The organism is Bradyrhizobium sp. MOS001 (genome assembly GCF_004634465.1).
Classification (GTDB): domain Bacteria; phylum Pseudomonadota; class Alphaproteobacteria; order Rhizobiales; family Xanthobacteraceae; genus Bradyrhizobium; species Bradyrhizobium barranii.
The window spans coordinates 20,801-37,569 of the sequence record NZ_SPVJ01000040.1; the positions used below are offsets into that span (position 1 = coordinate 20,801).

A 16,769-nucleotide genomic window follows, 5' to 3' on the forward strand; every position below is an offset into this window, starting at 1 on the left:
TGGTCTCAAGGTTGGTCTCATGCCGAAAATCCTGATCGCCGACGACGAGGACTCGATGCGCCAGCTGGTTGCGCGCGCTATCGCCATGGACGGCCACGAGACCGTCACCGCGCAGGACGGCGCCGAGGCGCTGGAAATCCTGACCCGCGAGAACGGCGCGTTCGATCTCCTGCTCACCGACATCCAGATGCCGGTGATGGACGGCATCGCGCTGGCGCTCTCCGCCGCGCGCGATTTCCCCGACCTGACCATTTTGCTGATGACCGGCTTTGCCGACCAGCGCGAGCGCGCCTCGAATTTGAATGCGCTGGTGCATGACGTCGTGACCAAGCCGTTCTCGGTGGCCGACATCCGTACGGCGGTCGCGGACGCGCTGGCAGCGAAGAAGGCGTAGCGGCACGGCGTATTCCGCTGTCATGCCCCGGCCTTGACCGGGGCATCCAGTACGCCGCGGCCTCTCATTCAATCACAACCGTTTCTGGAATACTGGATCGCCCGCCTGCGCGGGCGATGACACCGAGTGTGACGTCAAAAATCCTTCAGCAGACGCTCGAGGTAATCGAGCTCGATCTGCGGACGCGCGGGATCGCTCAGGCGGCGGCGGAGCTCTTCGAGGATGCGGCGCGCGCGCTGGGCATCGATCTCGCCGGGAATCTTGACCGTGTAGTCGTCGCTGTATTCCTTGCCGCGCAGTGGCCGGCCCAGCGGGTCGGTCCGTTCGCCGCCGCTCTGCTGGCGGCCGACAGCCTGACCGGGGCCGTCACCGTCGCCCGGATCCTGGCCTTCGCCGTTCTGCTGCCCGCCGAGCGCGTCGGCGAGATCCTGCATGCCCTTGCGCAGGGCGTCGATGGCCTTGCCCTGCGATGCCGTCGCACCGTCGGCATCGCCCTCGCCGATCTGATTGCCGGCATCTCCCATGGCGTTCTCGGCGGCGTCGAAGCCGTCATCGCCATCCTGGTCGCCGTCCTGACCCTGACCTTGGCCCTGCTGACCTTGTTGGCCCTGCTGCCCCGGCTGTTTCTGCCCGCGCTGGCCTTTCTGGCCATCCTGCTGCAAGCCCATCTCGGCGAGCTTCTTCTTGAGGGCCTCCAGCCGCTTCTTCAATTGCTCCTGCCGGCCCTGCGTATCCTGCGACCCTTCGCGCGACGCCGAGGGATCGTTCGGATCGGGATAGAGATACTTCTCCATGTCCCGGATCGCCCGGGACTGCTGGCCAATGCTCTCGTCCGAGTTCTTGTCCTTCAGGTTGTCGGCGGATTGCTTCATCGACCGCTCGGCGCTGTCGAGCAGTGCATCCAGACTCTTTTGGTCGGCGCGCGACGACTGGGCGAGGCCAATCGAAGCCGTGGAACAGGACAGCATAAGCACGAGACAAGCCGTGGCGAGCCTTCCGCGCGCGACCTTGCCGTTCTGCCAGATTGAGGTGTGTTTCATGAGCTATCTCGCTCCCTGGGATTCACGCCAGGTCCTGAGCTCTTCGCGCAAGGCGTCCTGCTGCCTTGCCAGGTCCTCCAGCTGATCGCTGGTCGCGCCGCGCGTCTTCTGCCGCAGCTCTCTCGATTTGCGCAGGATCTCCGCAACCTTGGGCGGCAGAGGCTTGGTACGTTGGCCGCGCTTGGAGTCCTTGCTCTGCCGGTCGGTTTCGTCGCGAAGCGCGTTCTGCTCCCGGAGCAGGTCGTTCAGCTCGCGCGCAATCTCGTCCATCTCTTTCTGCTCGGCGCTGGGCGGCCCCGGAGGATTTTCCAGCGCGCGGGCCAGGCGGTCCAGCTCGCGCGCCGCCGCTTCGCGATTGCCGCGCTGGATCAGCCGCTCGATGCGCTTCATCTGGTCGTCGAGGCCGATGGCCGGCCGCGCCAGCGGATTGCTGCGCATCTGCTGCGCGTACTGGCGCATGTAATTGTCGAGCGCGGTCCGCAGATTGTCCATGAGCTTCTTGAGCTCTTCGTCGCTGGCGCCGCGCTGAAGCGCCTGCTTGAGTGCGTCCTGCGCCGCGCGCAACGCCTTGGCGACGTCGCTGATGTTGCCGTCCTCGATCGTCACCGCAAGCGCCCACAGGCTCGCCACGACCTCACGCAGGGAATCGTCGGTGCGCGCCGCCTCGAGCTGGCGTGCGACGCTGTGCAGACCGAGATACTGCCCGGCTTCCGGCGTGAACATCTCGGGCGCGATCATCAGCGCGTCGAGCGCGGCGTAGACGTCGGAATTCTTGTTGGCGTCGAGCGCGAGGATGCGGCGCTGCTCGATCAGCGCGCGGGCGAGCGGCTTGGTGAACAGCCGGCCCGGCAAGCGCATGTTGAAGGGCTCGCTCTTCGCCTCGTTGCCGGCCTCGTCCTTGGCGGTGAGCGTCAGCGTCACGTCCGCACCGGAATAAGGATCCTCGCTGAGGTCCTTCACGGTCTGGCCGACGCCGTTGCGGGTCCGCGCATTGGGCAGGGTCAGCGCGAATTGCGGCGGCTGGAACAGCGGCCGCGCGGCCTTGCCGTCCGCGTCCTTGGTTCCGTCCTTGTCTTCGGTTGCGCGCGGAACGAATTGCGCGGCGGCGCCCGTGACGCCGTAATCGTCCTCGATCTTGTAGGAGAGCTGCAACGCGCCGTAGGCCTGACGCTCGGGATCCTTGGCGAGCGCGATCGTCGGCGGGCGGTCGGGCGTCGCCGCGAAGGCCCATTGCGGCTGGCCGGAGGGCGCGCGGACATGCGCGGTGCCGTCGCCGGTGATGGTAAAATGCTTCTCGTTGGTACCCTTCGGCGCGGCCTCGCTGGGCGCAACCTCCTTGAGGCCGCCGGAGGTGACGACATCGAGGCTGCTACCGGAGGAGCGCACGATCAGGGTCGAGCCGGCCGGAACTGCGAGTGGGCCGCTGGCAGGCAGCGCTGCGGCCTCCTTGTTGGCGGCCGACAGGATGACCGGCGGCTTGCCGGTGTAGAGCGGCGGGGTGATCCAGGCATCGACGCGGACGTTGGTCGGCGCCAGCACGCCGTTCCAGTCGAACGCGGCACCCAACCGCATCGCGCGTTCGTCGCCGGCGGCGAAGAAGGTCGCGACCAGCATCACCATGACCAGCGCGCGTAGCGCCCAGGGATCGTGCAGGGCGAGGCGCGGATGCGGCAAGCCGGCACGGATGCGCTTGAGCGAAGCCAGCGTGCGCTCGCGCTGCGCCTGCCACAGCGCCAGCGCAACCGGGTCTTTCGAGCTCAGCGTGTCCGTCAGCGTCGTCGCCGGGCGGTGACGGATACCGGAGCCACGGTCGAGCCGGCTCAGAGCCTCGTCGCGGCCCGGCCAGCGGAAACGAAGCAGCGGGACCAGAGCGGCGATTGCGGCGCCGGCAAAAACCACGAGACCGATGGCACGGATGACGGACGGCAGCGCCAGCCAGAGGCCGGCCCACGACACCACAAGGAACAGGCCAACGACAGTCAACACCCGCGCCAGATGTGGCCAGGCACGTTCCCACGCGATGGCATAAATAGCCCGATCGAGGGCCTGCGTCAGCTTCAGCCGCGACAGAGCGTCGCCATCGCGGATCGGGTCTGACGGGTCGGGGGTGACGCCGTTCAATCAATTCTCCAGGTTGCCCGGTAGAGAAGCGTATCACAACGGCAGCACTGAGGCATCCGTTCCGGTACGGGAGAGACCCCTTTTCCCGCATAACACGAGGACGTGACTGGCCGGGCGCAACCCCGTAATTTCCACGCGCCATTCCCAAGGGAAACGCAAGGGAAATAGAGGGAACGCCATGGACAAGAAGATGCACGACAAGGGCCTGGAAGTCCGCAAAGCGGTGCTGGGCGAGGCCTATGTCAACAATGCCCTGAAGAACGTCGACGATTTCAACCGTCCGTTCCAGGAGATGCTCAACGAATATTGCTGGGGCACCGTGTGGGGCCGCGAGGAGCTGCCGCGCAAGACCCGCAGCATGCTCAACATCGCCATGATCGCGATCCTCAACCGCCAGCACGAGTTTCGCGCGCATCTCAAGGGCGCGCTGACCAACGGCGTCTCCCGCGACGAGATCCGCGAGATCCTGATGCAGGTCGCGATCTATGGCGGCATGCCGGCCGCAGTCGACAGCTTTCGCATCGCGCGCGAGGTGTTCGCGGAGATCGACAGCAAGGCGTGAGGCCGACCTCTCTCCGCCGTCGTCCCGGGGGGTGCCGAGCGCGAGCCCGGGACGACGAGCGGAGAATGATCGCCGTTTCACATCCAACGAACAACGAAGAAGAAAGAAGGAAACACCATGCACATCGGATTCATCGGCCTCGGAAACATGGGTTTCCCGATGGCGCGGCGGCTGATCGAGGCGGGGCACAAGCTCGTCGTGTTCGACACGCGCAAGGAGGTCGTCGACAAGCTCGTGGCGCGCGGTGCCACCGCTGCAACCTCGCCGAAGGACGTTGCCGACCAGGTCGAGACGGTCATGGCGAGCCTGCCCTCGCTGCAGGCGTCGCTCGAGGTCGCCACGGGAGCAAACGGCGTGATCGAAGGGAGCCGCGCCAGACGCTTCATCGATCTCTCCACCGTCGGCTCGACGATGGCGGCGAAGATCCACGGCCTGCTGGCAAAACGCGACATCGTGCAGATCGACTGCCCCGTCTCCGGCGGCGTCGGCGGCGCCGAGAAGGGCACCCTGGCGGTGATGGTCTCAGGGCCCAAAGCCGAGTTCGAGCTGCTCAAGCCCGCGCTCGACGTGATCGGAAAAGTGTTCTTCATCGGCGAGAAGCCGGGCGCGGCGCAGACCATGAAGCTCGCCAACAATTTCCTGTCGGCGACCGCGATCGTGGCGACCTCGGAAGCGGTGGTGATGGGCGTCAAGGCGGGGCTCGATCCCGCCGTGATGATCGACGTCATCAATGCCGGCTCCGGCATGAACACCGCGAGCCGCGACAAGTTTCCGCGCTCGGTTTTGCCGCGAACGTTCGACTTCGGCTTCGCCACCGGATTGATGGTGAAGGACGTGCGGCTGGCGCTGGAGGAGATGAAGTCGCTCGGCCTGTCGATGGAGGTCGCGGACGCGGTCGGACGGCTATGGGAGACCGTAATCAGCGCGGAAGGCGCCGAGTCCGATTTCACCGCGGCGATCAAGCCGATCGAGAAGAAGGCGGGGGTTGTGGTTGGCGGCGCGAAAGGTGGATTGGCCGGGAAGTAGCGCCACACACTCAGCTCGTCGTCCCGGGGCGCGCGAAGCGCGAGCCCGGGACCCATAACCACAGGCTGATATGGTAACGGGGACTCGGAGTTACAGCTTAGCCAAACAACCACTTCTTGTGGTTATGGGTCCCCGCCCCCCGTGCGCAATTGCGCACTAGGCGGGGACGACAGCGAGGATGAGGCGCGGCCTTACCGCCCCTCAATCCCTCACAACCACGGCGCCGGCGTGTCCATCGCGATCAGCTGCTCGACCTCGATACGCGGGCGCACCACGGCGTATTGATCGCCCTTCACCAGCACTTCCGGCACCAGCGCCCGCGTGTTGTAGGTGCCGGCCTGCACCGCGCCATAGGCGCCCGCGGTCATGATGGCGATGAGATCGCCAGGCTTCGGCGTCGGCAGCGTGCGATCCAGTGCGAGATAGTCGCCGGTCTCGCAGACCGGGCCGACGACGTCGGCCATGATCGTGGCGGCGCCCGCGGCCGGCTGCGTCACCGGCAGAATGTCGTGATGCGCCTCGTACAGCGTCGGGCGGATCAAATCGTTCATGGCGGCGTCGATGATGACGAAATTCTTGCCGTCGCCGTGCTTCACATAGATCACCCTGGCGACCAGGATGCCGGCATTGCCGACGATCATGCGGCCCGGCTCGAACATCAGCGTGCAGCCGAGATTGTGGCTGACGCGCTTGACCATGGCGGCATAGGCGTCGGGCGCCGGCGGCGCCTCGCGGTCCATGTAATAGGGAATGCCGAGGCCGCCGCCGAAATCGACATGCGAGATGTTGTGGCCGTCGCTGCGCAGCGTCTGCACGAATTCGGAGAGGATACGGAACGCGGTCTCCATCTTGGAGAGATCGGTGATCTGGCTGCCGATATGCACGTCGGTGCCTGTGACCTCGATGCCCGGAAGTTTTGCAGCGCGCGCATAGACCTCGCGGGCATAGGCGATCGGAATACCGAACTTGTTCTCGGACTTGCCGGTCGAGATCTTGGCATGCGTGCCGGCATCGACGTCGGGATTGACGCGCACAGAGATGCGCGCGGTCTTGCCCATCTCGGTCGCAAGCCGCGACAACAGCTCGAGCTCGGGCTCGGATTCGACGTTGAGGCAGAGGATGTCGGTGGCCAGCGCGGCACGTAATTCGGTTTCGGTCTTGCCGACGCCGGAGAACAGGATCTTGCTGGCGGGGATGCCGGCGGCCAGCGCGCGCTTCAATTCGCCGCCGGAGACCACGTCGGCGCCGGCCCCGAGCTTGGCCAGCGTGCGCAGCACCGACTGGTTGGAATTCGCCTTCATGGCGTAGCAGACCAGCACCTTCTCGCCGGCGAAGGCGTCGGCGAAGACGCGGTAGTGCCGCTCGAGCGTCGCGGTCGAATAGCAATAGAACGGCGTACCGACGGTTGCGGCCAGCTCGGACAGGTTCACGGCCTCGGCGTGCAGCACGCCGTTGCGATAGTCAAAATGGTTCATGGCGTCGGCTCAGCTATCCCGGCTCATTTTTTGCCGGGAGGTTCGTCCAGGAGCGGGTCGAGGATAAACGATTTCTTCTTGCCCTTGGCGGCGGCAGGCGCTGCGTCCGCACCGTAGCCGGGATTGAACACGCTCGGCGTCCTCTGGGCTTCGGTCTCGGTGTCGGTTGGAGCTGCGACATTGGCCGTGGATGCACTGGAGGCGGTCGGCGGCAGATCCAGCGGGCCCTTGCGGCCGCAGCCGGCAAGCGCGAGCGCCGTCAGGCTCAAGACAATGATGGCCCACCCCGAGCCGGCCGGGCGAAACTTTGACGTCACGACGAAATCCCCACTACGCGGGCCGCACCATACAGAGATTGGCACGCTCTGGCGAGAGCCGGATGACCATGAAACATAAGCGAAATTTTGCCCTCAGCCCAATTTTCGCTCTTTTTCCAGCCGCTTCGCCCAGGCCTTGGCCTGCGACGCCACGTTCTTCGGCGCGGTGCCGCCGTAGCTGGTCCGGCTCTTCACCGACGATTCGACCGAGAGCACGCCGAGCACGTCCTTGGTGATTTTTGGCTCGATCGCCTGCATCTCCTTCAGTGGCAGCTCGTGTAGCGCCACGCCGCCCTCGGCGGCCTTCGCCACGATACGGCCGGTGACGTGGTGGGCGTCGCGGAACGGCATCTTCAGCGTCCGCACCAGCCAGTCGGCAAGGTCGGTCGCGGTGGCATAGCCCTCGCCCGCCGCCGCCCTCATCTTCGCTTCGTCGGGCACGAGATCGCGGACCATGCCGGTCATGGCGCGGATCGCGAGCGACAGGGCAGCAAAGCCCTCCATCGCGCCCTGCTTGTCCTCCTGCATGTCCTTTTGATAGGCGAGCGGCAGGCCCTTCATCACGATCAGGAGGCCGTTGAGCGCGCCGATGACGCGGCCGGTCTTGGCGCGCACGAGCTCGGCGGCATCCGGGTTGCGCTTCTGCGGCATGATCGAGGATCCCGTGGTGAACTTGTCGCTGAGGCGGATGAGACCGACCAGCGGCGAGGTCCAGATCACGATCTCCTCGGCAAAGCGCGACATGTGCACGGCGCAGATCGAGGCCGCCGACAGCGTCTCCAGCACGAAGTCGCGATCGGAGACCGCATCGAGGGAATTCGCCATCGGGCGGTCGAAACCGAGCGCCTTCGCGGTGGCGTGGCGATCGATCGGGAACGAGGTGCCGGCGAGCGCGGCGGCGCCGAGCGGCGATTCATTGAGCCGCTTGCGGGCGTCCTGGAAACGACCGCGGTCGCGCGCGGCCATCTCGACATAGGCAAGCAGATGATGGCCGAAGGTCACGGGCTGCGCGGTCTGCAGATGCGTGAAGCCGGGCATGACGGTCGCGGCATGTTCGAGCGCGCGATTGACGAGCGCGGCCTGGAATGCGGCGAGCGCGGCATCGGTCTCGTCGAGAACGTCGCGGACATAGAGACGGAAATCGGTCGCAACCTGGTCGTTGCGCGAACGCGCGGTGTGCAGCCGGCCGGCGGCGGGGCCGATCAGCTCGGACAGGCGGCTCTCGACGTTCATATGGATATCTTCGAGCGCGCGCTTGAACGTGAAGCCGCCCTTGCCGATCTCTGACAAAATCGTGTCTAGACCCTTGCCGATATTTTTCGCATCAGAGCCCGTGATGATGCCCTGCGCGGCAAGCATCGCGGCGTGCGCCTTGGATGCGGCAATGTCCTGGGCAAAGAGGTGACGATCGACGTCGATGGAGACGTTGATCTCTTCCATGATCTCATCGGGGCGCTCCGAGAACCGGCCGCCCCACATCTTGTTGCTCATGATCCCCTGCTCACGCCTTGCTTGCCGCTGCTGCCGCACGTTTGCTGGCCGGAGCCAGCCGTATTAAGAGGCCCCTGATAGCCATATCTGCGACCGGATGACAAACGATATGCTCGACAAGACGCCCTCCGCCACGCGCCGGATCCCCCTCGTCATCGCCACTGTGGCGATCGGGGGGCTGGCCGGCTTCGCCGCGCTGTACGGGCTGGGCCTGAACCGGGCGCCCTCAGGCGATCCGGCCTGCCGGGCCGCGGTGGCAACGGCGCAAAAAATCGCTCCCCTCGCCCATGGAGAATTGGCCGCCCTGACCGTGGCGAGCGCGCCGCTAAAACTGCCCGACCTTGTCTTCGAGGACGCTGACGGCAAGCCGAAGAAGCTGTCCGATTTCCGCGGCAAGACGCTGCTGGTCAACCTCTGGGCCACCTGGTGCGTGCCCTGCCGCAAGGAAATGCCGGCGCTGGACGAGCTCCAGGGCAAGCTTTCGGGCCCGAATTTCGAGGTGGTGGCGATCAACATCGACACCCGCGACGCCGAGAAGCCCAAGACGTTCCTGAAAGAGGCCAATCTGACCCGGCTCGGCTATTTTAGCGATCAGAAAGCCAAGGTTTTCCAGGATCTTAAAGCCATAGGCCGGGCCCTGGGCATGCCGACCTCGGTGCTGGTCGACCCGCAGGGCTGCGAGATCGCGACGATCGCGGGGCCGGCGGAATGGGCGAGCGAGGACGCGCTCAAGCTGATCCGGGCTGCGACGGGCAAGGCCGCCGCGTCGCTCTAGGCGGTGTGTCTTAAGCGGTGACGTTGAGGTTGCCGCCGACGCCGGCGCCGACATTGGCGAGCGAGGGCTGACCAGCGCCGAGCAGCGTCAGGACGGTGGATTTTTCCGCGTCCGCATTCTGCTTCATCAGCGTCGCCGTGATATTCGACTGCAGCGCGCCTTGCTGAGCGGCCAGCATGGTGCTGACCATCGCCATCATGTCCATTACGCAAACCCTCTTACCGGGCGCAGCCTAGGGGCGATGGGTTAATGCGACATGAATTGTCACGGTGCGGATGCGCGGCCGGAGGGCGAGAGCGCCGTAGGGTGGGCAAAGCGGCTTGTCCGCCGTAGCTCGAAGAGCGAAGGCGGAAGCGTGCCCACCAATTTCCACCGCATCATTGGAGAGATGGTGGGCACGGCGCTTTGCGCCTTTGCCCACCCTACGGCACCGGAAATTGGATCAGCGCGTCGGAACCGGCTTGGCGCCGCGGTAGTCGTAGAAGCCGCGCTGGGTCTTGCGACCGAGCCAGCCGGCCTCGACGTATTTCACCAGCAGCGGGCACGGGCGATATTTGGAGTCGGCGAGGCCCTCATGCAGCACCTGCATGATCGACAGGCAGGTATCGAGGCCGATGAAATCGGCGAGCTCGAGCGGGCCCATCGGATGATGCGCGCCAAGCTTCATCGCCGCGTCGATGGCCTCGACATTGCCGACGCCTTCATACAGCGTGTAGATCGCCTCGTTGATCATCGGCAGCAGGATACGATTGACGATGAAGGCCGGGAAATCCTCGGAGACCGCGACCTGCTTGCCGAGCTTGGAGACGAATTCCTTGGACGCCTCGAAGGTCTGGTCGTCGGTGGCGATGCCGCGGATCAGCTCGACCAGCTCCATCAGCGGCACCGGATTCATGAAGTGAATGCCGATGAAGCGCTCGGGCCGGTCGGTGGCGGCGGCTAGCCGCGTGATCGAGATCGAGGAGGTATCGGAGGCGACGATCGCCTCCGGCTTCAGCACCGCGCAGAGCTCGTGGAAGATCTTGCGCTTGACCTCTTCCTTCTCGACCGCGGTCTCGATCACGAGGTCGCAATCGGCGAGGTCGTCGAGCTTCTCGGCGAGCTTGATGCGCGCCATCGCCTTGGTCTTGTCGTCCTCGCTGACGGCCTTCTTGGAGACCTGGCGCGCCAGATTGCCATTGATGGTGGCCATGCCCGACTTGAGCCGGTCGGCCGAGACGTCGTTGAGCACCACGTCGAAACCGGCCAGCGCCGCGACATGCGCGATGCCATTGCCCATCTGACCCGCGCCGATCACGCCGACCTTCTTGATCACTGCCGCCATAATGTCATCCACCGGAACGGCGCGCAGATCGCGCCTGCCTCATCCCCCGAGCCGGGAGGTCCGATTTAATCAGAAACTCGATTAGATCAGAATCCTGGCTCGAAACCTAGATTGGATCGCTTCCCCGGCGTGCCCCACGCCAAAGAAAACGCCTTGAAAAAGAAAAACCGGCCGGAGTGTACCACTCCGGCCGGTGTTTTTAGCGCGTTTTTACTTGCCGAGCTTGGCGAGCGCTTCGGTGAGCTCAGGAACCGCCTGGTAGAGGTCGGCGACCAGGCCGTAATCGGCGACCTGGAAGATCGGCGCGTCCTCGTCCTTGTTGATCGCGACGATCACCTTGGAGTCCTTCATGCCGGCCAGATGCTGGATCGCGCCGGAAATGCCCACCGCGACATAGAGCTCGGGGGCCACCACCTTGCCGGTCTGGCCGACCTGCCAGTCGTTCGGCGCATAGCCGGCATCCACCGCCGCGCGCGAGGCACCGACGCCGGCACCGAGCTTGTCGGCGAGCGGCTCGATGTACTTGGCGAAGTTCTCGCGGCTCTGCATGGCACGGCCACCGGAGACGATGATCTTGGCCGAGGTCAGCTCGGGGCGGTCGCTCTTGGCGACTTCCTCGCCGACGAAGGACGACAGGCCCGGATCGGCCGCCGCAGCGACGTTCTCGACGGCGGCGCTGCCGCCTTCACCCGCCGCCGCAAAGGTCGAGGTGCGCACCGTGATGACCTTCTTGGCGTCCTTCGACTTCACCGTCTGGATGGCGTTGCCGGCATAGATCGGGCGCTCATAGGTGTCGGGGGCGACCACCTTGGTGATCTCGGAGACCTGCATGACGTCGAGCAGGGCTGCGACACGCGGCATCACGTTCTTGAAGCGCGAGGTCGCGGGCGCGACGATCGCGTCATAGCCGGAAGCCAGCGAGACGATCAGCGCGGCCAGCGGCTCGGCAAGATCGTGGGCGTAGGTCTCGCCCTCGGCAAGCAGCACCTTCTTCACGCCGGCAAGCTTGGCGGCGGCATCCGCCGCAGCCTTGGCGTTCTGGCCGGCCACCAGCACGTCGACATCCGCGCCGAGTGCGGCAGCCGCGGTCAGGGCCTTGTTGGTCGCGTCCTTCAGCGACGCATTGTCGTGTTCGGCAATCAGAAGCGTCGTCATCAGAGCACCCCGGCTTCGTTCTTGAGTTTCGACACCAGCTCGGCGACGTCCTTGACCTTGACGCCCGCCTTGCGGCCCGCCGGCTCCGTCGTCTTGAGAACCTCGAGACGCGCGGCGACGTCGACGCCGTAATCGGCGACGGTCTTCTCCGCGATCGGCTTCTTCTTGGCCTTCATGATGTTGGGCAGCGAGGCATAGCGCGGCTCGTTGAGACGGAGATCCGTGGTGACGATCGCCGGTCCCTTCAGCTTGACGGTCTGCAGACCGCCGTCGACTTCGCGGGTGACCTTGAAGTCAGAACCTTCGACCTCGAGCTTCGAAGCAAACGTCGCCTGCGACCAGCCGAGCAGCGCGGCCAGCATCTGACCGGTCTGGTTGCTGTCGTCATCGATCGCCTGCTTGCCGAGAATGATCAGGCCGGGCTGCTCTTCGTCGGCGATCTTCTTCAGAATCTTCGCGACCGCGAGCGGCTCGACGGTGCCATCAACCTTCACCAGGATGCCGCGGTCGGCGCCCATGGCGAGACCGGTGCGGATCGTCTCCGAGGCCTGCGCCGGTCCAATGGAAACCACGACGACCTCGGTGGCCTTGCCGCCTTCCTTCAGGCGCAACGCTTCCTCGACCGCGATTTCGTCGAACGGGTTCATCGACATCTTCACGTTGGCGAGTTCAACGCCCGATCCATCGCCCTTGACGCGGACCTTGACGTTGTAATCAACCACCCGCTTTACCGGCACCAAGACCTTCATCGATCCTCTTTCACTCAATTTGGGAGGGGGGTTATCAACTGGCGCGGAACCTAAAGGCCTGATCCGGCCCGGTCAACGCGCGACAGGGCCAAATTTTAGACCTTAGAAATATCGACCTCAATGGGTCAGCGATTCTGGCCCGGAACCCAGAGCACGTCGCCGGCACCATTATCGTTGGCGGCACGGCTGGCAACGAACAGGAAGTCCGACAGGCGGTTCATATACTGGATGCCAGCAGCGCCCACGGGCTCGCCGGGCCGGGCCGCCAGTTCCACCATCACGCGTTCCGCCCTGCGGCAAATCGTACGGGCAACGTGGAGGTAGGCGGCGGCCGGCGTGCCGCCCGGCAGCACGAAGGAGGTGAGCGGCGCCAGCTTGTCGTTGAGCGCGTCGATGTCGCGTTCGAGCCGCTCGACCTGGCTTGCCACCACCCGCAGCCGCTCGGCCTTGCCTTCACGCTCGGGCACCGCGAGGTCCGCGCCGAGGTCGAACAGATCATTCTGGATGCGGCCGAGCATCGCGTCGAACTCGGACATGTCATGGGTGTGGAGCCTGACAACGCCGATCGCGGCATTGGTCTCGTCCACGGTGCCATAGGCTTCGATGCGCAGATCGTATTTCGGACGGCGCTCGCCCGTTCCGAGCGCCGTCGTGCCGTCGTCACCGGTCTTCGTATAGATGCGATTCAGCGTGACCATTTTTAACGCCCCATCGCCCAGACCGAGAGCATGGCAATCACGATCGCCACGAACTGAAGCAGCACGCGCCAGCGCATCAGCTTCTGCGAGGTGTTTGGCGAGCCGCCGCGCATCATGTTGACGAGACCGAGCAGCAGCACCACCGCCACGGCGCCGGCCGCTACCGGCAGGATGAAAGTACTCAGGAGAGATGCCATTTGGGGTAGATAACACCGTGCTTGCGGATGCGCCATGGTGCCGCGGCAGCCGCCGCCGTCATTCCGGGGCGATGCGAAGCATCGAGCCCGGAATGACGGCGGGGGCGCTTCGCGATCTGGCTTTTAGGTCAATAATATCAGATGGTAGTGCGATGATTTCTGGTCTGCGCCAATTGCCCGGCTTTTTCGCCTCTCCCCGCGCACGGGGCGAGCGAGCGGCACCTGTCGTGTAGGTGGGCGCGTGAGGGCAATCCGCACCATCTACGTCGTCGTGGAAGACGCCTTCTACACCTTCCTCGCCGACGACGGCTGGGCGATCGCGAGCCATATCGCGCTGTCGACGCTGATGGCGCTGTTCCCGTTCCTGATCGTGCTGACCTCGCTCGCCGGCTTCTTCGGCTCCAAGGAACTTGCCGATCAGGCCGCAAGCCTGATGCTTCAGGTCTGGCCCAAGCAGGTCGCCGATTCGATCTCGGGGGAAGTCCACGACGTTTTGACCACGACCCGCACCGGCGTGCTGACGATCGGCGCAGCGCTGTCGGTGTATTTCGCCTCCAACGGCGTCGAGGCGCTGCGCGTCGCGCTGAACCGCGCCTATGCGGTGGTGGAGATGCGGCGCTGGTACTGGCTGCGCCTTGAATCGATCGGCTACACGCTGGTCGCGGCCTTCACCGCGCTCGCCATGGCGTTCCTGATCGTGCTTGGCCCGCTCTTCATCGAGGCGGCGCGGCGCCATATCCCGCTGGTCGTCGAGTCGAACGAGAGCATCCTCACCTGGCTGCGCTACGGCATCACCGTGGGTGCGCTGGTGGTGGCGCTGATCATCCTGCATGCCTGGCTGCCGGCGGGACGGCGCACCTTCCTCCAGATCCTGCCCGGCATCGTCTTCACCATCGTGGCGTCGCTGATCTCGGGCATCGTGTTCGGCCAATATCTGGCGCGCTTCGCCAACAACTACGTGACGATGTATGCGGGGCTCGCCTCGGTGATCATCGCGCTGGTGTTCCTGTATTTCATCGCCGCGATATTCGTCTACGGCGGCGAACTCAACGCCGCGATCATCAAGTCGCAGCTTCCTCACGGCGTTTCGCTTCAAGCAGCGCAGTCGCTAAAGCGCGCGGAGACACAGGCTTGACCAGGAAGGCGTCGGCGCCGGCCTCGCGCGAGGCCGCCTCGTCCTCGCCACGGCCGGACACGCCGATGATGGGGATCTGAGCCAGCGGCGCCGGCATGGTCCGGATCCGCCTGATGGCCTCGACGCCGTCGATGCCAGGCAGCACCATGTCCATCAGCACCGCATCGAACGCGCCCTGCGCGAGCCGGTTCACCGCGTCCTCGCCGCGCCCGATGAACTCGGCATGGTGGCCGAGCTCGGTCAGGATGGTGTTGAGCACGACGCGGCCGAACGGATTGTCCTCGACACTGAGCACGCGCAGCGCGGCTATCGCATCCGCCTCGGCTTCGCCCTTCGACTTGCGGGACTTGCGCGATTCCGTCGCGTCGAGCGACATCGTCAACGTGAAGGTGGCGCCGCCGCCGCGCCGCGGTGCGACCGTGATGTCGCCGCCCATCGCGCGCGCCAGTTGCTTGACCGAGGAAAGGCCCAAGCCGGCGCCGCCGAAGCGCGAGGCGATGGTGACATTGGCCTGGGTGAAGGGGCGGAACAGCCGCTTGATCTCGGCCATGGTCAGGCCGATGCCGCTGTCGGACACCGCGAAGGCGACGCCGACCTTGCCCTTCGCCTTGTCTCTGGCCTTGCCTTTGGCGGGACGCCAAGGCGCGACCGCGAGCGCGACACCGCCCTGCTCGGTAAATTTGACGGCATTGTCGATCAGGTTCTCGAGCGCGGCGCGCAGGCGGACGGAATCGCCGACCACCAGCCCCGGCAGCTTCTCGGAGATATCGACCTGGGCCTGGAGGCCCTTGGCCGCGGCGCGTCCGGCGAGCGAATCGCCGGCGCTGCGGGCGAGCGCGCGCAGATCGAACAAGTCCTGCCGCAAGGCACTTCCACCCTTGCCCGCCCCCTTGCCGGTCCTGGCGGCATCGACGAACAGGGTGGCAAGGCTCGCCAGATGCTCGGCACCGGCCTTGATGGTGTCGGCCCAGCGCCGCTCCCGCTCGCCGAGATCGGAGGTGGCGAGCAGGTCGCTGATCGCGAGAATGCCGGTCAGGGGGGTACGGACCTCATGGGCGAAGGCGGCGAGCGCGGCCTGGACCACGTCCGGCGCCACGGCCTTGGCGCTGCGCTTGCGCAACCGGCCGGTCGCCCCGGACCGCTTCCGAGGCGGTCGCCTGGACGTTCGCGTGGTGCGCGCTGAGCGCGTTTTCGCCGCCATGAATCCCTTCGAAGGGTCCCCTTCGATCCCCAGGCTCTCAAGCAAGCATCGCACGGCGGAACCCCTGGAGTCACGGCGGCGTTTCGCTAACCCCCAGAGAAACTTAACCTAATCCCACCAACCGGCGGATGCCGGCGGGCGTGGCGCCGGCAGCGCGCAGCTCGCGCAGGCCGGTCGAGCGACCCGATTTCGACAACTTCCGGCCCGCCTCGTCCAGAATCAGCGCGTGGTGGCGATAGGCGGGTTCCGGCAGATCGAGCAGGACCTGGAGCAGGCGGTGAACCGAGGTGGCGTGAAACAGGTCCTGCCCCCGCACGACCTCGCTGATGCCCTGGAGCGCGTCGTCGACGACGACGGACAAATGGTAGCTGGTCGGCGTCTCCTTGCGGGCCAGGATGACGTCGCCCCAGGCCTCCGGTCGCGCCGCGACGATGCCGCGCTCGCCATCGGGCCCCTCGCCAAGCTCGTTCCAGGTCAGACCGGCAACGTGTCGGCAGGCGGCCGCCATGTCGAGCCGGAGCGCGTAAGGCACGCCAGATGCAATGAGCCGGTCGCGCTCGCCGGCCGACAGCGATCTGGCGTCACCCGGATAAAGCGGCGCGCCATCGGGATCGCGCGGCCATGGCCCGGCGGCCTCGCGCGCGGTCACGAGCCTGGCGATCTCCGCGCGGCTTTCGAACGCGGGATAGACGAGACCAAGTGCAGAGAGTTTTTCGAGCGCGGCGCGATAAACCGCGAGATGCTCCGACTGCCGCCGCACCGGCGTTTCCCAGGCGATGCCGAGCCAGGCGAGGTCGTCGTAGATCGCCGTCTCATATTCCGGCCGGCAGCGCGTCGCGTCGATGTCCTCGATCCGCAGCAACAGCCGCCCGCCGGTCTCGCGCGCGCGGTCGAAATTGAGCAGCGCCGAATAGGCGTGGCCGAGATGCAAGAGGCCATTCGGACTGGGGGCAAAACGGAAAACGGGTGGCGCCATGCGGTGAAACTCGTCATGGCCGGGCATAGCCGTCCGAAGGGACGGCGTCGCTTCCGCTCGCCTATGTCCCGGCCATCCACGTTCTTCGGTGCGATACAGCGATCGTGTCAAGTCGTGGACAGATACGAACACT

General features: G+C 65.7%; 18 protein-coding genes. 5 read left to right on the plus strand and 13 right to left on the minus strand.

The window, feature by feature from the left end; translation table 11 throughout:
* The first annotated feature begins 19 nt into the window (after window positions 1-19).
* Window positions 20-394 carry a response regulator gene (locus CT676_RS33090; RefSeq protein ID WP_028147294.1) on the plus strand — a complete coding sequence of 125 codons (375 nt, stop codon included), beginning with the start codon at window positions 20-22 and terminating at the stop codon, window positions 392-394.
* 134 nt (window positions 395-528) lie between these two features.
* On the opposite strand, the gene CT676_RS33095 is transcribed toward CT676_RS33090, so the two are convergent.
* Complete coding sequence (locus CT676_RS33095; protein ID WP_071909343.1) at window positions 529-1,434, minus strand: DUF4175 family protein; 906 nt, start codon at window positions 1,432-1,434, stop codon at window positions 529-531.
* A gap of 3 nt (window positions 1,435-1,437) precedes the next feature.
* Window positions 1,438-3,555, minus strand: coding sequence for a TIGR02302 family protein (locus CT676_RS33100; RefSeq protein ID WP_085401937.1), 2,118 nt, complete (start codon window positions 3,553-3,555; stop codon window positions 1,438-1,440).
* Window positions 3,556-3,733: 178 nt separating this feature from the next.
* On the opposite strand from CT676_RS33100, the gene CT676_RS33105 reads away from it, so the two are divergent.
* Both CT676_RS33105 and CT676_RS33110 read left to right on the plus strand, forming a co-directional pair.
* On the plus strand, window positions 3,734-4,117 hold the full coding sequence (locus CT676_RS33105; protein WP_135216223.1) for a carboxymuconolactone decarboxylase family protein: 384 nt from the start codon (window positions 3,734-3,736) through the stop codon (window positions 4,115-4,117).
* Window positions 4,118-4,234: 117 nt separating this feature from the next.
* Window positions 4,235-5,143: an NAD(P)-dependent oxidoreductase gene (locus tag CT676_RS33110; protein ID WP_085401936.1), complete on the plus strand. Its 909-nt coding sequence runs from the start codon at window positions 4,235-4,237 to the stop codon at window positions 5,141-5,143.
* Between the two features lie 209 nt (window positions 5,144-5,352).
* Here CT676_RS33110 and lysA read toward each other — a convergent pair whose 3' ends face one another.
* The 3 genes from lysA to argH form a co-directional block, all read right to left on the minus strand.
* Window positions 5,353-6,618 carry a diaminopimelate decarboxylase gene (lysA, locus tag CT676_RS33115; RefSeq protein WP_085401935.1) on the minus strand — a complete coding sequence of 422 codons (1,266 nt, stop codon included), beginning with the start codon at window positions 6,616-6,618 and terminating at the stop codon, window positions 5,353-5,355.
* Window positions 6,619-6,641: 23 nt separating this feature from the next.
* On the minus strand, window positions 6,642-6,935 hold the full coding sequence (locus tag CT676_RS33120; protein ID WP_063985789.1) for a lipoprotein: 294 nt from the start codon (window positions 6,933-6,935) through the stop codon (window positions 6,642-6,644).
* Between the two features lie 93 nt (window positions 6,936-7,028).
* Window positions 7,029-8,426 carry an argininosuccinate lyase gene (gene argH, locus CT676_RS33125; protein WP_135216224.1) on the minus strand — a complete coding sequence of 466 codons (1,398 nt, stop codon included), beginning with the start codon at window positions 8,424-8,426 and terminating at the stop codon, window positions 7,029-7,031.
* Between the two features lie 109 nt (window positions 8,427-8,535).
* On the opposite strand from argH, the gene CT676_RS33130 reads away from it, so the two are divergent.
* Entirely contained in the window at window positions 8,536-9,201 is a 666-nt protein-coding gene (locus tag CT676_RS33130; protein ID WP_063985791.1) for a TlpA disulfide reductase family protein, read from the plus strand.
* Between the two features lie 10 nt (window positions 9,202-9,211).
* Here the strand turns inward: CT676_RS33130 and CT676_RS33135 are convergent, their stop codons facing one another.
* From CT676_RS33135 to CT676_RS33160, 6 genes are all read right to left on the minus strand, one after another.
* Window positions 9,212-9,406 (minus strand): hypothetical protein, encoded by a 195-nt coding sequence (locus CT676_RS33135; RefSeq protein WP_014491648.1) that lies wholly within the window; start codon window positions 9,404-9,406, stop codon window positions 9,212-9,214.
* A 237-nt stretch (window positions 9,407-9,643) separates the two neighbouring features.
* Window positions 9,644-10,525 (minus strand): 3-hydroxybutyryl-CoA dehydrogenase, encoded by an 882-nt coding sequence (locus CT676_RS33140; RefSeq protein WP_063985792.1) that lies wholly within the window; start codon window positions 10,523-10,525, stop codon window positions 9,644-9,646.
* 210 nt (window positions 10,526-10,735) lie between these two features.
* Window positions 10,736-11,680 (minus strand): FAD-binding protein, encoded by a 945-nt coding sequence (locus CT676_RS33145; RefSeq protein WP_063985793.1) that lies wholly within the window; start codon window positions 11,678-11,680, stop codon window positions 10,736-10,738.
* The gene (locus tag CT676_RS33150) at window positions 11,680-12,429 is read right to left on the minus strand and encodes an electron transfer flavoprotein subunit beta/FixA family protein (protein WP_071909337.1); all 750 of its coding nucleotides are present in this window, start codon (window positions 12,427-12,429) and stop codon (window positions 11,680-11,682) included. Before CT676_RS33150 ends, CT676_RS33145 begins: the two co-directional genes overlap by 1 nt.
* Window positions 12,430-12,554: 125 nt before the next feature.
* Window positions 12,555-13,127: a cob(I)yrinic acid a,c-diamide adenosyltransferase gene (locus tag CT676_RS33155; RefSeq protein WP_085401934.1), complete on the minus strand. Its 573-nt coding sequence runs from the start codon at window positions 13,125-13,127 to the stop codon at window positions 12,555-12,557.
* Between the two features lie 2 nt (window positions 13,128-13,129).
* Complete coding sequence (locus CT676_RS33160; RefSeq protein WP_085401933.1) at window positions 13,130-13,324, minus strand: twin transmembrane helix small protein; 195 nt, start codon at window positions 13,322-13,324, stop codon at window positions 13,130-13,132.
* A gap of 241 nt (window positions 13,325-13,565) precedes the next feature.
* Here CT676_RS33160 and CT676_RS33165 point away from each other — a divergent pair, with 241 nt between their 5' ends.
* The gene (locus CT676_RS33165) at window positions 13,566-14,459 is read left to right on the plus strand and encodes a YihY/virulence factor BrkB family protein (protein ID WP_085401932.1); all 894 of its coding nucleotides are present in this window, start codon (window positions 13,566-13,568) and stop codon (window positions 14,457-14,459) included.
* On the opposite strand, the gene CT676_RS33170 is transcribed toward CT676_RS33165, so the two are convergent.
* Complete coding sequence (locus CT676_RS33170) at window positions 14,386-15,660, minus strand: ATP-binding protein (protein ID WP_085401931.1); 1,275 nt, start codon at window positions 15,658-15,660, stop codon at window positions 14,386-14,388. The genes CT676_RS33165 and CT676_RS33170 overlap by 74 nt on opposite strands.
* A gap of 103 nt (window positions 15,661-15,763) precedes the next feature.
* Window positions 15,764-16,636, minus strand: a complete 873-nt coding sequence (gene gluQRS / locus CT676_RS33175) for a tRNA glutamyl-Q(34) synthetase GluQRS (RefSeq protein ID WP_085401959.1) — start codon at window positions 16,634-16,636, stop codon at window positions 15,764-15,766.
* Between the last annotated feature and the right edge of the window lie 133 nt (window positions 16,637-16,769).